The sequence below is a fragment of the Pseudomonas sp. LjRoot71 genome, from assembly GCF_964253255.1.
GTDB lineage: Bacteria > Pseudomonadota > Gammaproteobacteria > Pseudomonadales > Pseudomonadaceae > Aquipseudomonas.
The window spans coordinates 1848339-1862599 of record NZ_CAXURA020000001.1; the positions used below are offsets into that span (position 1 = coordinate 1848339).

The window sequence follows — 14261 nt, forward strand, 5'->3', positions numbered from 1 at the left end:
ATGAACAAGCTCGCACTTCCCCTGATCACCCTGCTGGCCTTTAGCGCCTACACCCTCTATGTGATGCTGCATGCCGAACAATCGCTGCTGCAATTCGGCCTGCAACTGATGTCCAGTGCTGACACCGCTCAGGTGGTGATCGATCTATATATCCTCGCGGCGCTGGCCTGTGTGTGGATGTACCGCGACGGCAAAGCGCGGGGCAAATCGCTGACCTACCTACTGCAGTTCTTCGCCCTGACGGCGATTTTCGTGTCGGTCGGGCCACTGCTCTATCTGGTGCTAAGGGCGCTGGGCAAGAACAGCACAGCGCCCACAGTCTAGCTACTCACCGCGAATGTACTGTTCCAGTTGCTGGATCAGGCTGGCCTGCTCGGCGATGGTGTGTTTGACCAGGTCACCGATCGACAGCAGGCCGATCAGTTCGCCTTCGGCGATTACCGGCAGGTGGCGCAGGTGGCGGTCAGTCATCAGTTGCATGCAGTGCTGCGAGGTGTCGCGTGGCCCGACGGTCAGGACATCTGCGGTCATAATTTCGCTGATCTGGGTACTGAATGCCGAGCGTTGCAGCAGCTCGATCTTGCGCGCGTAGTCACGCTCGCTGACGATGCCGACCAGGCGGCCCTTTTCCAGTACCACCAGCGCACCGATGCCTTTCTCAGCCAGCAATTTGACTGCGTCGAGCACCGTGGTGTCCGGGCTGACGCTGTAGATCGCGGCATGTGGCTTGGCCCTGAGTATCTCGGCTACGGTTTTCATGCAGTGACTCCATTCTGGTCTTGTTGGCAGTAAAGGTCGCACGCTGGCTGTTGCTATGAGGATAGCCAACCCGACAACAGGGATCAGAGCATCTGCCTGGCGGTTGCGCAACCTTGCTTACGCACAGGGCTCAGCAAGGAGCAGGCCAAGATGTGCCACTAATCACAGGTTGCCACCGGCAGACGCAGGCGCACCTCTACGCCGCCGCTGACATTGCCGATGTGCAGTGCGCCGCCATGCAGCTGCACCACCTCCTCGACAAAATTCAGCCCCAAACCGGTGCTCTTGCGTCCACTGCCGGGGCGCGGCAGAGAGTAGAAGCGCTCACTCAAACGCGCCAGGGCGTAATCCGGTATCGGCTCACCCTGGTTGAACAGGCGCAGCTCAATCTGCTCGTCGACGCGCTCGGCCGTGAAGCGCAGCAAGCCCTGAGCCGGGGTGAAGTCCAGGGCATTGTCGAGCAGGTTGGCCAGCGCCTGACGCAACAGAAAACGCTCACCACGGAGCGCAAGGCTGGCTTCAATCCTATTCTCGACCTGCACAGCAGCGGCTTCTATTCGCGCCATCTGCGCCTGTAAAAGCGACGTGATCAGTGCTTGCAGCGGCACCGCGACCTGTTCCTCCAGGCCCTGGCGCTGTTCAACCTGAGCCAGGTGCAGCAGGCGCTCGATCAGTTGCTGCATGCGCGCGCTTTCCTGCTCGATATTGGCCACGAAGCGCTGCCGCTGTGCTGCCGGCATCTCGCTGTCGAGCAGTTCCGCCGCGCCGCGAATTGCTGCTAGGGGGCTTTTCAGTTCGTGGGTCAGGGTGTGTACATAGCGCTCGACATAGGCCTTGCCTTCCAGCTCGGTGCGCATGCGTTCAACGGCCTCGGCCAACTGCGCCAGTTCGCCTCCGCGCACGCTGGGCAATTCGGCGCGCTGCCCGGCGCTGACGGCCTGGGCGTAGCGGGTCAGCTTGCGTAAGGCCGCGCTGAGCCACCAGGACAGCAGCGCACCGATCAACAGACCGAGCACGATCAGACCGCCACCAAGCCAGGCCAGGCGTTGCTCAGACCGTTCGATATAGGGCTGCAAAGTACGGTTGGGCTTGGCCACCGAGACCACACCGATGATCTGCGCGCCGTCCATGATCGGCGCGGCCACGTACATCACCGAGGAATCCGGATCATTCGGGTCTTCCTTGGTCGAGCGCGCCCCGTACTCGCCGCGCAGAGTGCGCAGCACATCGTTCCAGCGTGAATAGTCCTGGCCCACCGCCGCGCCGCTGGAATCGAGCAACACAATGCCTTTGGCGTCGGTGACATAAATGCGGTGGTTGACCTGGGTTTTCTCCACGCCCCAGATCTGCGCCTGCGGCTGGCGCTGGCCATAGGCTTGCAGCACCTGCGACCAGCGGCTCTGTTGCAGGCGGCCGGCCTTGACCTCATCACGCAGAATTTCTGCCAGCAGGTTGGCGGTATCGACCAGGGTTTCTTCAGTGCTCTGGCGCACGCCGGGGCGGATTTCGTCCATCACCGTGCTCAGCACAAACCAGCCGGCCAGGCCAACGAACAGGAAGTACACCAGAAAGATGCGAATCCCCAGTGGCATCAGGCGTGCCTCGGCGAATAGCTGTAACCGAGGCCGCGATGGGTCTGGATAGGCTCAGCCTCGGCGGCTACCTGACGCAGCTTGGCGCGCAGGCTTTTGATATGGCTGTCGATGGTGCGCTCATAGCCGACATCCGCCGCCACGCCGAGGCCATCGAGTAACTGTTCGCGGGAGAACACCCGCTCCGGCTGTGCCAGCAGGCTGTGCAGCAAACGGAACTCGTGACGGGTCAGGCTGAGCAATTGGCCGTGGTAGTGAATCTGCACCCGCTCGCTGTCTACCTGAAAAGGCCCCTGAGCCGCCGTCACAGCAGCAATTTCACGCGGAGCCATGCGTTTGAGAATCGCCTTGACCCGCGCGGCCACTTCACGCGGGCTGAAGGGTTTGACGACGTAATCATCGGCACCGATTTCCAGACCCACCACACGATCAATCTCCTCACTGCGTGCGGTCAGGAAGATCACCGGCACCTCGGAAAAGCGCCGCAGCCGCTTGCAGGCTTCGAAGCCGCTGATATCCGGCAGGCCGACATCAAGAATCAGCAAGTCGGCCGGATTGCTCTGCTGTTCGGCCAGAGCCTGCTCGGCCAGGCTTAGCCAGGTGGTGGTAAAGCCTTCGCTTTGCAGGGCAAAGATCAGCGTGTCGGCAATCGCGGCTTCGTCTTCGACAATCAGAATATGCGGCATGGGCGTCCTGCTCGTGGCAACTCGGCGAGGAGCCTGCGGCAGGCCGCTCGCAGCGTCAAGGGCGAGAGGGCGGCGGGGCCACGCCCGCGAGCGACGCCTGGACGGATCAATGCATCGCGGACATGGTCCGCTCCTACAGGTATCAGACGTAGCCCGAATGAAATCCAGCGCGGCTTTGTCAAAACTGCACACGCCAGGATTACACCCGGCTACAGGGAATATTCAATCCAGCTTGAAACGTGCGGTGTTCTGCTCCAGCACCTGACTGCCCTGACGCAGCTGTTCGGCGGCATTGCTCACCGCTTGCGCGCCCTCAAGCAAAGCGCTGGCGGCCTGATCGACCTGTTGGATATTGCCGCTGACTTCATCGGCCGTGGCGGCCTGTTGCTCGGCGGCAGTGGCGATCTGTGCCAGGCGATCAGTCACCAACTGCACCGATTCGACAATGGCGTTGAGGTCTTCACCCATGGCCAGCACACTGCCAACATCACCCTCGGCCTGGCGTACGGCGTCTTCCATCTGCGTCACCGACTGGCCGACCACGCGGTGCAGGTTGGCCACGGTCTCGGCAATTTCCGCCGTGGAGTTCTGCGTGCGTTGCGACAACGAACGCACCTCATCGGCAACCACGGCAAAACCGCGGCCCTGATCACCGGCACGTGCTGCTTCGATGGCGGCGTTCAGTGCGAGCAGGTTGGTCTGCTCGGCGATGCCCTTGATCACGTCCACCACCCGGGTGATCTGTTCGGTCTGGCTGCGCAGTTGCTGCAAGGTGGTGGCGCTGTCGCCCAGGCGGCTGCTGAGCTGGCGCATGCTCTGGCTGGTGCGCGCGCTGCGCTGGTTGCTCTGGTTGGCAATCTCGCGGGTCTGGCTGGCCTCCATGGCGGCCTGCTCACAGCTCTGTGCCACGCTCTGCGCGGTAGCGGCCATTTCGGTGGCGGCCGCAGCAATCTGGCTCATCTGCGCCTGCTGCTGCTCCACCGACTCCAGAGCATTGCGGGCCTCGCCATTAAGCAGTTGCACCGTACCGCCCAATTGCTGGCTCTGCTGGTTGACCCCCTGCATGGAGTCACGCAATTGCCCGACGGCGGTATTCAGGGCCTGGGCGATATTGGCCAGATCGTCCGCCCCATGCACCTGCATGCGCACGCGCAGGTCTCCATCGCGCAGGCCTTCGGCGGCCTGAATAATGCCGGCAGTACTACGGCGGATCGAGGCGTTGAGGCAGAACAGCACATACAGCGCCAGCAGGGTCAGCAGACTGAACACGCCAATCGACTGGATCATCGCCTGCAGCGCATGCTGCCGGTACTCACCCAGACTGGCGGCGAATTGCTGATACAGCGCGCTCTGCAAGCCAAGCAGTTGCCCTTCCAGCTGCGCCACGCGTTGCACGAACTGCTCCGGGGTCAGGCTCATCGGGCTGGCCTCGAACATGTCGCGATCAATGCCCGCCAGAAAGGCTTCGTAGCCTTGCAGTGCCTCATCATAGGGCCCTTGCAACTGGCGCATGGCGCGCGGGGCTTCAAGCCCCAGGGTCGATTGCGCCTTGAGCAGCTGGCTGCGCGACTCATCCAGGCTGCGCCGTAGATCGCGAATCGCCACCCGGCTCTGCAAGGTGAAATGCTGCGACACCACCGCGCCATAACCCTGACTGGCAAAGCTGCCCAACTGTTCGAGCAGGCGCGGCAGGGTGTAGGTCAACTGCTCCATCATCAGGTAGGTGTCGAGCTGCGGATCGAGGATCAGGCCGCTGTCGGTGGCCACCTGCTCACGCAGGGCGAGCAGGCTCAGCAGGTTCTTCTGGTAACGTTCGAGGGCATCCGGCAGGGCAAGTTTACCCAGCACCTCACCACTCAGTTGCTCCTTGCCGGCCAGCAGGTTCTGCAGATGCTGACGCGCCTGGGTGCCAAACAACGACGATTTGAGCGGTGAGTCAAGCGCCTGCAAGGCGTTGCCCAGCTCATCCCCGCGCTCACGCAGCAGGCCTTCGGCCGCTTTCTCGGTGCCCTTCCAGCGCGACAGCAAGGTGCGCTGTTCAATCAACGCCTGCTGCACCCCGGCCATGCCTTGCAGGGTGCTGAGACCTTCCAGCTCATGGTCGATGGACGTGAGTCGATCCAGATAATTGCTGCTGATTACCCACAAGGAAAACCCTAGCGGCAGGGCGAACAGAATAAATACCAGCTGAAACTTGCGCGCGAAGCTGAATCGTTCAAGCAGCCGCACACCCGGTTTGAGTACTCCAGTCATACACACCTCAACCTGTGGGGCACACCCGCTGCGGGGCGTACCAAAGCAAAACTTGAAGCAAGAAGCACGCCCAAGCAGCGCGCTTGCCAACGGTACTGGCTATGAGCATAGATGAGGCTGCGGGCAACAGCCGCTAGCAGGACCCGAGGAGCGGCAGTACGCCTGAACGGCGGCTGCCCATACAGAGCAGGATCAACGCGAAGTCAAAGCCCGGTCCAGAGCTCGTCGAGATTGCGAAAGCCCCACTCTTCAGCGGATTCACGGCTGACAATCTTGTCACGACCGAGCAGCTTGCTGAGGTCGAGAACTTCCTGCGGGATCGGGGTCTTGGACTTGGCCGAGAAGAACACCTTGACCCTGGGGGCCAGTAGGGACTTGGCCTGCTGCTCGATGACCACGCCAATCCGCCCGCTTTCCAGGCGCACCAGTGAACCGACCGGGTAGATGCCCACGGTTTTGACAAAGGCCTGGAACACCACAGGGTCGAAATGGCCCTTCCACTCGGCCATCTTGCGGATCGACTCGGCCGGGTCCCAACCCTGTTTGTAGGGCCGGTTGGAGGTAATCGCGTCATACACGTCGCATACCGCGCCCATGCGCGCATACAAGCTGATCTGCTCACCTTCCAGACGATGCGGATAGCCGCTGCCGTCCATCTTTTCGTGGTGATGCAGGCACACATCCAGCACCAGCGCACTGACCTGCTTGCTTTCAATCAACATGCGCGAGCCGGCTTCGGGGTGATCACGCACCGTGGCGAACTCACTGTCGGTGAGCTTGCCCGGTTTGTTCAGAACGGCATTGGGGATGGCCATCTTGCCGATGTCATGCAGCAACCCGGCCAGCCCGGCCTCACGCACCTGACCTTCGTTGAGGCCCAACTGGCGTGCCAGGGCAATCATCAGGGCGCAAACGGCCACCGAATGCATATAGGTGTACTCGTCGGCATTTTTCAGCCGCGCCAGGCTGATCAGGGCGTTGGGGTGGCGCAGCACCGAATCGGAAATTTCCTCGACCAGCTCGCCGGCCTGCTCGAACTGCAACGCCTGCCCCATGCGCGCATCGGTGAACATGCTGATGACGGCTTCCTTGGAGCGGGCGCAGAGTTTGGCGGCGCGCGTCACTTCCTCTTCCATCGACACCGCCAGGCTGACCGGTGGGCTCTGCACCGCCGCCAGCAGGTTGGCCTCGGCCTCGGCCGCCGCCTCTTCGGGGCTTATGCTGACAGCGCCGACCTCAACATCCAGGCCCTTGCTGACATCGATCCATAACTCGCCGATGCTGCTGGCCTGAATCCGCTGCAGGTCTTTTTCATTCTTGAGGAGAAACTTGGATTTCCAGAAGGGGTGGTCCATCCATGCGCCACAGAACTCGTGGATAAACATACCGACACGCACGTCGGCCACAGCAATGCACTTCAACATGGATTGCACTCAAAAGAGGACAAAAAACGCAGAGCTGTCATCAGCATAGATGACCTTACAGCTTGTATTGTCTGCCTGCCGCCAAGCTAATGGCAATAGGACATCGCAGCCGGCCAAACGGCTTGGAAGCCTTGTCACGACTGCTTATCATTGCCGCATTCGCGCACCACAAGGAGCTGCCATGCGCCGTCTTTTAACCGGTCTCAGCGTCATCGTTCTGCTGTTGCTCAACACGCTGATTCTGATCGGCCCGTTGCTGCTGATCGCCCTCGGCAAGTTCGTCCTGCCAGGCAAGGCCCTGAAAACCGCCAGCTCGCGCGGAGTGATGTGGGTGGCGGAAAGCTGGGCGGAGATCAACAAGCTGATTTTCGCCAGCCTGCTGCCGGTGCGCTGGGACATTCGCGGCAACGCCGACCTGCACCCGAGCACCTCCTATCTGGTGATCAGCAATCACCAGTCGTGGGTCGACATTCCGGCGCTGGTACAGGCCTTCAACCGCAAGACACCGTACTTCAAATTCTTCCTCAAACAGGAACTGATCTGGGTGCCCTTCCTCGGCCTGGCCTTCTGGGCGCTGGATTACCCCTTTATGAAGCGCTACTCCAAGGCGTTTCTGGCCAAGCACCCGCAGCTCAAAGGCCAGGATCTGGCCATCACCAAACAGGCCTGCGAGAAGTTCAAGGACCTGCCGGTGACCGTGGTCAACTACCTCGAAGGCACCCGCTTTACCCCGGCCAAGCAGGCGCAACAGGGCTCGCCCTTCCGGTACCTGCTCAAACCCAAGGCCGGCGGCGTGGCCTTTGTGCTGGCGGCGCTGGGTGAACAGCTGGATAAAGTGCTGGACGTGACCCTGGTGTACCCCGGCGCGCGCATTCCCGGTTTCTGGGCACTGATCAGCGGACAGGTGGACAAGGTGATCGTCGATATCCAGACCCGCGAGCTGGACCCGGCACTGTGGCAGGGTGATTACGAGAACGACCCGGTGTTCCGCCAGTTTGTGCAGCACTGGGTGACCACACTCTGGGAAGACAAGGATGCACGGATTGCGCAGATTCGTACCGAGCTTGAGGGCTAGGGCGGACATCGCGGACAAGCCTTCGCCATGTCCGCCCTACCAGGTTGCGATTAGCCTCCGGCTTACGCGGCGCTGAACAGCTTGTGCGGATCGATAACGAATTTCTTCGGTACACCGGCATCGAACTCGCCGTAACCACGCGGCGCGTCGTCCAGGCTGATCACCTGCACGCCAACCACTTCGGCGATATTGATGCGGTCCCACATGATCGCCTGCATCAGCGCCCGGTTGTACTTCATCACCGGGGTCTGGCCAGTGTGGAAGCTGTGCGACTTGGCCCAGCCGAGGCCGAAGCGGATGCTCAGAGAGCCGATCTTCGCCGCCGCATCCACCGCACCCGGATCTTCGGTGACATACAGGCCGGGAATACCGATCTTGCCGGCCACCCGCACCACACCCATCAGCGAGTTGAGCACGGTGGCCGGTGCTTCATGTTGCGCGCCGGAGTGGCCATGACCACGGGCTTCGAAGCCCACCGCATCGACTGCACAATCGACTTCCGGCTCGCCCAGCAACGCGGCGATCTGCTCGTGCAGTGGGGTGTCCTGGGACAGGTCGGCAATCTCGAAGCCCTGGGCTTTGGCATGCGCCAAACGCACCGGGTTGACGTCACCCACGATCACCACCGCAGCGCCTAGCAAACGCGCAGACGCAGCAGCTGCCAGGCCTACAGGGCCAGCCCCGGCGATATACACGCTGCTGCCGGGACCGACGCCGGCCGTTACCGCGCCGTGATAGCCGGTCGGCAGGATGTCGGACAGGCAGGTCAGGTCGCGGATCTTCTCCATGGCCTTGTCGCGGTCCGGCAGTTTCAGCAGGTTGAAGTCGGCGTACGGTACCAGCACGTACTCGGCCTGGCCGCCGGTCCAGTCGCCCATGTCGACATAGCCGTAGGCACCGCCGGCACGCGCCGGGTTGACCGTCAGGCAGACGCCGGTGTGTTGCTCTTTGCAGCTGCGGCAGCGGCCACAGGCGACGTTGAACGGCACCGAAACCAGATCACCGATTTTCAGGTGTTCCACGTCACTGCCCTTCTCGATCACCTCACCGGTGATCTCGTGCCCCAGCACCAGGCCCACTTGCGCTGTCGTGCGGCCGCGCACCATATGCTGGTCGGAGCCACAGATATTGGTGGAGACCACTCGCAGGATGACCCCGTGCTCGATCTTGCGACCGCGCGGGTCCTGCATTTTCGGATAGTCGATTTTCTGCACTTCGACCTTGCCAGCGCCGAGATAGACGACGCCACGATTACCAGACATACGTATTTCTCCTTTCTTGTTGTGAATACAAAGGCGCAGCCAACGGTCGCGCGGCCTTGTACTGGAGCTTGTGTCTGTTGTGGGTACCGCCGATAAACGCTGGCAGGGCGGTAACCAAAAGCATTCCGGACTGCATCCGGGCTACGTGTAGGGTGCGCCGTGCGCACCGATACCTGGATTGCGGGTGCGCGCGGCGCACCCTACGAGGTGGCTCGCACGCCACTTATCAGGCGTGCAGCACCACGGTGCGACCGTCATTGAGGAAGACGCGACGCTCCAGGTGATAGCCGATGGCCTTGGCCAGGGTCTGGCATTCGATATCGCGGCCCTTGGCGATCAGGTCTTCGGGGTAGTGGGCGTGGTCTACCGGCTCTACGCCCTGGGTAATGATCGGCCCTTCATCGAGGTCGTTGTTGATGTAGTGGGCAGTGGCGCCGACCAGCTTGACGCCCTTCTCGTAGGCCTGGTGATAGGGCTTGGCGCCCTTGAATCCGGGCAGCAGCGAGTGGTGGATATTGATCGCCCAGCCGTCCAGCTGGCGGCACAGCTCGGGCGACAGCACCTGCATATAACGGGCAAGCACCACCAGTTCAGCGCCCGTGTCCTCGATCACCTGCAGCACCTTGCGCTCCTGCGCCGGCTTGTCTTTCGGATCGAGGGGGAAGTGGTAGTAGGGGATGTCGTGCCAGCGTGCCAGCGGTTCCAGATCAGGGTGGTTGGACACCACCGCCACCACATCCATGGCCAGATGGCCAATACGCTGGCGATAGAGCAGGTCATTCAGGCAGTGGTCGGCCTTGCTGACCATCAGCACCACCTTGGCCCGGTAGCCCGGCGGGGTCAGTTCGACCTGCATGCCGAAGGCGCTCAGGCGATCGTTCAGACCGGCGCGAAAGGCCTGCTCGTCGAAGTCATCCGGCTGACGGAACTCCACACGGATAAAGAACCGCGCCGACAGACGATCATCGAAGGAATGGTGCTCGGTGACGTAGCAGCGCTGCTCGAACAGAAAGCGCGTCACCGCATCCACCGTGCCGAGCACGCTCGGGCAGTGGGCGGTAAGAATCCAGGTATCGGGGGTGCGGCTCATAACAAACTCCAGAACAAACTCCGCTGCTTTGCACCCCTCTCTCATTTATGGGAGAGGGGCCGGGGGAGAGGGCCGCCGGTTCAACGCGTTCAGCCCTTCCCCTCTCCCCAACCCTCTCCCCAGCGGGGAGAGGGAGCCGTTCGTGTCAGCCTCAGGCCTTGATCGCCAGGCCGTATTCGGCGCTGGCGTCTTGCAGCCACAGCCAAAAGTAATCGGAGAAGCTGCGGCGGATCAGCAGTTCCCAAGTGTCTTCGGCGGTGTGGCGGATCACCAGTTGCGACTTGGCGAAGTGGGTGCCCACCGCCTTGCCCACCGGGAAGTTGCTCGGGTGCACGTCATAGCTGGTGGACTTCATCAGCACTTCACGCACCTTCGGCCCGCTCAGTTCCAGCAGGGTTTGCCCGCCGCTGACGTTGACGATCGAAATGTGCTGGCCGTCCAACGCTTCACGCAGCGTCTGCTCGACCGCGAACTCGCTGCCGCCCGGCACAATCAGCAGCCATTCATCCGGCGCCAGCCATTGCAGCGAGGTGTCGCCAGCCGCTACCAGGGTCAGTGCCACCGGCAGCTCCAGGCCCAGGGCCTTGTGCACACCACCGGCAAACGCCGGATCCTTGGCGTCGCCGCGCAGGGTCAGGTGGCCGAGCAGCTTCTTCTCGCGCATGGTCACGCCGGCGCTGCCCGCCCCTTTACCCGCCAGCTGTTCAAGGCCGGCGTGAAACAAGGGCGACTCGGCATGGGCCGCAGCCGGGCGTTGCTGATAAACGTTGATCGAATTAGACATTCTGGCGATCCCCTTTCGGGTCATAGAACACGGAACTGACGATTTCGGCTTCGATCAGGCTGCCATCGGCCAGCGGTGCGAACACCCGCTCGCCGAGGCGCTTGAGGCCACCCTTGACCACGCCCATGGCGAAGGAATAACCCAACGCCGCGCTCATGTAGCTGGAGGTGACGTGGCCGACCATCTGCATCGGGATGGTCTGTTTCGGGTCGAACACCAGTTGCGCACCTTCCGGCAGCACTTTGTTGGGGTCGACGGGTTTCAGCCCGACCAACTGCTTGCGGTCTTCGCGCAGGCTGTCTTCGCGGTTCATGCCGCGCCAGCCGATCCACGAGAAGGGTTTGGTACGGCCAACACACCAGCCCATGTTGAGGTCGTCCGGGGTCACCGAGCCGTCGGTGTCCTGACCGACGATGATGAAACCCTTCTCGGCGCGCAGCACGTGCATGGTCTCGGTGCCGTAAGGCGTCAGGCCATGTTTCTTGCCGGCTGCGATGATTTTTTCCCACACACCCAGGGCGTAGTCGGCCTGCACGTTGACTTCGTAGCTCAGCTCACCGGTGAAGGAGATGCGGAACACCCGCGCCGGCACACCGCCCACCAGGCCTTCCTTCCAGGTCATAAAGGGGAAGCCGTCCTTGTCCAGGTCGATGTCGGTGACCTCGGCCAGCAGCTTGCGGCTGTTGGGGCCGGACAGGGTCATGGTCGCCCAGTGGTCGGTAACCGAGGTGAAGTACACCTTCAGCTCCGGCCACTCGGTCTGGTGGTAAATCTCCAGCCATTCCATCACCCGCGCGGCACCGCCGGTGGTGGTGGTCATCAGGAAGTGGTTGTCGGCCAGGCAGGCGGTCACGCCGTCGTCGAAGACCATGCCGTCTTCCTTGCACATCAGGCCGTAGCGCGCCTTGCCCACATCCAGCTTGGTCCAGGCGTTGCTGTACACGCGGTTGAGAAACTCGCGGGCATCCGGGCCTTGGATGTCGATCTTGCCGAGGGTCGAGGCATCCAGAATACCCACCGCATTGCGCACGGCCAGGCACTCGCGGGCCACGGCGGCGTGCAGGTCTTCACCGGCTTTGGGGAAGTACCACGGGCGTTTCCACTGGCCCACATCCTCGAACTCGGCACCGTTCTGCAGGTGCCAGCTTTGCATGGCGGTGTAACGTTTGGGCTCGAACAGTGCGCCACAGTGACGGCCGGCCACCGCGCCGAAGGTCACCGGCGTGTAGTTCGGGCGGAACATGGTGGTGCCCATCTGCGGGATGCTGATGCCCAGCGAACGGGCAGCAATGGCCAGGCCGTTGATATTGCCCAGCTTGCCCTGATCGGTACCAAAGCCCAGCGCGGTGTAGCGCTTGACGTGCTCGACCGATTCGAAGCCTTCACGGGTGGCCAGTTCGATACCGGCGGCGGTGACGTCGTTCTGCAGGTCAACAAACTGCTTGGGCGCACGCGCCGTCGGTTTGTCGTGCGGCACCTGGAACAACGCCAGAGCCGCTTCTTCCAGTCGTGGCGCGACCTGCGGCAGGCTGGCGGACACCGCCTTGAAGCCGGCTTCGGCAGCGGCCGACACACCGGCCTCGAAACCATCGGCCAGGGCATCGCCCAAACCGAACACGCCATTCAGCGCACCCGCGCACAGGCGCTTCTGGAAGCCGCCCTCACCCGGCACAAAGGCCAGAATATCTTCCCGCCAGGTCGGCTTGCCGCCCAGGTGCGAGGCCAGGTGCACCACCGGGCTGTAACCGCCGGAGCTGACGATCAGGTCGCAATCCAGCACCTCGCCGGGACTGTTGACTTTGTGGCTGTGTACATCGATGGCACAGACACGCGCCGCAGTGACGCGCTTGCTGCCAGCCGCTTCCACCACGGCGCTGCCGGTGAGGATGCGCACGCCACGCTTGCGCGCTTCTTCCACCCAGCTGCCGCGCGGGTTGCTGCGGGCATCGGCCACCGCCACCACTTGCAGGCCGGCATCCAGCCAGTCGAGTACCACGCGGTAGGCGTAGTCGTTGTTGGTCGACAGCACCAGTTTTTTGCCCGGTGCCACGCCATAACGGCGCACATAGGTGGACACCGCATCGGCGAGCATATTGCCCGGCACGTCGTTGTTGGCGTACACCAGCGGCCGCTCGTGAGCACCCGTGGCCAGCACCACACGCGTGGCCCGCACGCGGTGCATGCGCTGGCGCACCATACCGAGTGGTGCGACTTCACCGAGGTGATCGGTCAGGCGCTGGTGAATGGTGAGGAAGTTGTGGTCGTGGTAGCCGTTGACCGTGGAACGCGGCAACAGGGTGACTTCAGGCATGCCGGACAATTCGGCAATCACCTGCGCGGCCCAGTCGGCGGCCGGTTTGCCGTCGAGGGTTTCGCGGGTGCTGAGCAGGCTGCCGCCAAACTCTTCCTGCTCATCGGCGAGAATCACCCGGGCACCGCTGCGTGCAGCGGCCAGGGCAGCCGCCAGGCCAGCCGGGCCGGCACCGACTACCAGCACGTCGCAGTGCTGGTTCATGTAGTCGTAGCTGTCCGGGTCCACGGCGGTCGGCGCGCGGCCAAGACCTGCGGCCTTGCGGATGTATTTCTCGTAGGTCAGCCAGAGGTTCTGCGGGTACATAAAGGTTTTGTAGTAGAACCCCGGTGGCATCATCTTGCCGCCAACCTTGCCGAGAATGCCCATCAGGTCGGTGTTTACGCTCGGCCAGCCGTTGGTGCTGCTGGCCACCAGGCCGGCATATAGCGCCTGCTGGGTGGCGCGCACGTTGGGGATCTGTGCCGCTTCGGTGCTGCCGATTTGCAGCACGGCGTTCGGCTCTTCGGCACCCGCCGCAACGATGCCGCGCGGCCGCGAATACTTGAAGCTGCGGCCGACAATATCCACGCCATTGGCCAGCAAGGCGGCCGCCAGGGTGTCGCCGGCAAAGCCCTGGTAGCTCTGCCCGTTGAAGCTGAATGTCAGCGGCTGGCTGCGATCAACGCGGCCGCCTGTAGCAAGACGATTGACCTGGCTCATGCCGTTACTCCTTGGTCGATGGCCTTTTTCTCGGCAGTGCCGGCAGCGGTGACGCTGGGCTTCTCGCCGATCTTGTAGGTTTCGAGAATTTCGTAAGTCACCGTGTGACGGGTGGCGTTGAAGTACTTGCGGCAACCGGCCGAATGCACCCACAACTCATGGTGGATGCCGCGCGGGTTATCGCGGAAGAACAGGTACTCGCCCCACTCGGCATCGGTGCAGGCAGCCGGGTCCAGCGGGCGCGGAATATGCGCCTGGCCCTTGGCGTGGAATTCCTCTTCGGAGCGCAGTTCGCCGCAGTGAGGGCAGAAGATATGCAACAT

General features: G+C 62.6%; 12 protein-coding genes. 2 read left to right on the forward strand and 10 right to left on the reverse strand.

Annotated features, from left to right (window positions below; translation table 11 throughout):
* Window positions 1-324, forward strand: a complete 324-nt coding sequence (locus tag ACSQ17_RS08750; protein WP_436068277.1) for a DUF2834 domain-containing protein — start codon at window positions 1-3, stop codon at window positions 322-324.
* Here ACSQ17_RS08750 and ACSQ17_RS08755 read toward each other — a convergent pair whose 3' ends face one another.
* The 5 genes from ACSQ17_RS08755 to ACSQ17_RS08775 all read right to left on the reverse strand — a co-directional run bounded on the left by ACSQ17_RS08755 (window position 325) and on the right by ACSQ17_RS08775 (window position 6714).
* The gene (locus ACSQ17_RS08755) at window positions 325-759 is read right to left on the reverse strand and encodes a CBS domain-containing protein (RefSeq protein WP_436068278.1); all 435 of its coding nucleotides are present in this window, start codon (window positions 757-759) and stop codon (window positions 325-327) included.
* Between the two features lie 158 nt (window positions 760-917).
* A complete protein-coding gene (gene creC / locus ACSQ17_RS08760; protein ID WP_436068279.1) occupies window positions 918-2351 on the reverse strand; it encodes a two-component system sensor histidine kinase CreC in 1434 nt (477 codons plus the stop codon).
* Complete coding sequence (gene creB / locus ACSQ17_RS08765) at window positions 2351-3037, reverse strand: two-component system response regulator CreB (RefSeq protein WP_436068280.1); 687 nt, start codon at window positions 3035-3037, stop codon at window positions 2351-2353. The genes creC and creB overlap by 1 nt, the downstream gene beginning before the upstream one ends.
* A 222-nt stretch (window positions 3038-3259) precedes the next feature.
* Window positions 3260-5290, reverse strand: coding sequence for a methyl-accepting chemotaxis protein (locus ACSQ17_RS08770; RefSeq protein WP_436068281.1), 2031 nt, complete (start codon window positions 5288-5290; stop codon window positions 3260-3262).
* A 203-nt stretch (window positions 5291-5493) separates the two neighbouring features.
* Window positions 5494-6714, reverse strand: coding sequence for an HD-GYP domain-containing protein (locus tag ACSQ17_RS08775; protein ID WP_436068282.1), 1221 nt, complete (start codon window positions 6712-6714; stop codon window positions 5494-5496).
* A 181-nt stretch (window positions 6715-6895) separates the two neighbouring features.
* Here ACSQ17_RS08775 and ACSQ17_RS08780 point away from each other — a divergent pair, with 181 nt between their 5' ends.
* Complete coding sequence (locus ACSQ17_RS08780; protein ID WP_436068283.1) at window positions 6896-7789, forward strand: acyltransferase; 894 nt, start codon at window positions 6896-6898, stop codon at window positions 7787-7789.
* Between the two features lie 62 nt (window positions 7790-7851).
* Here the strand turns inward: ACSQ17_RS08780 and fdhA are convergent, their stop codons facing one another.
* The 5 genes from fdhA to ACSQ17_RS08805 all read right to left on the reverse strand — a co-directional run bounded on the left by fdhA (window position 7852) and on the right by ACSQ17_RS08805 (window position 14261).
* Window positions 7852-9051 (reverse strand): formaldehyde dehydrogenase, glutathione-independent, encoded by a 1200-nt coding sequence (fdhA, locus tag ACSQ17_RS08785; RefSeq protein ID WP_436068284.1) that lies wholly within the window; start codon window positions 9049-9051, stop codon window positions 7852-7854.
* Between the two features lie 226 nt (window positions 9052-9277).
* Window positions 9278-10141 carry a formyltetrahydrofolate deformylase gene (gene purU / locus ACSQ17_RS08790; protein WP_436068285.1) on the reverse strand — a complete coding sequence of 288 codons (864 nt, stop codon included), beginning with the start codon at window positions 10139-10141 and terminating at the stop codon, window positions 9278-9280.
* Window positions 10142-10292: 151 nt separating this feature from the next.
* Window positions 10293-10925: a sarcosine oxidase subunit gamma gene (locus ACSQ17_RS08795; RefSeq protein WP_436068286.1), complete on the reverse strand. Its 633-nt coding sequence runs from the start codon at window positions 10923-10925 to the stop codon at window positions 10293-10295.
* Window positions 10918-13938: a sarcosine oxidase subunit alpha gene (locus tag ACSQ17_RS08800; RefSeq protein ID WP_436068287.1), complete on the reverse strand. Its 3021-nt coding sequence runs from the start codon at window positions 13936-13938 to the stop codon at window positions 10918-10920. The genes ACSQ17_RS08795 and ACSQ17_RS08800 overlap by 8 nt, the downstream gene beginning before the upstream one ends.
* Window positions 13935-14261, reverse strand: coding sequence for a sarcosine oxidase subunit delta (locus ACSQ17_RS08805; RefSeq protein WP_090379269.1), 327 nt, complete (start codon window positions 14259-14261; stop codon window positions 13935-13937). Before ACSQ17_RS08805 ends, ACSQ17_RS08800 begins: the two co-directional genes overlap by 4 nt.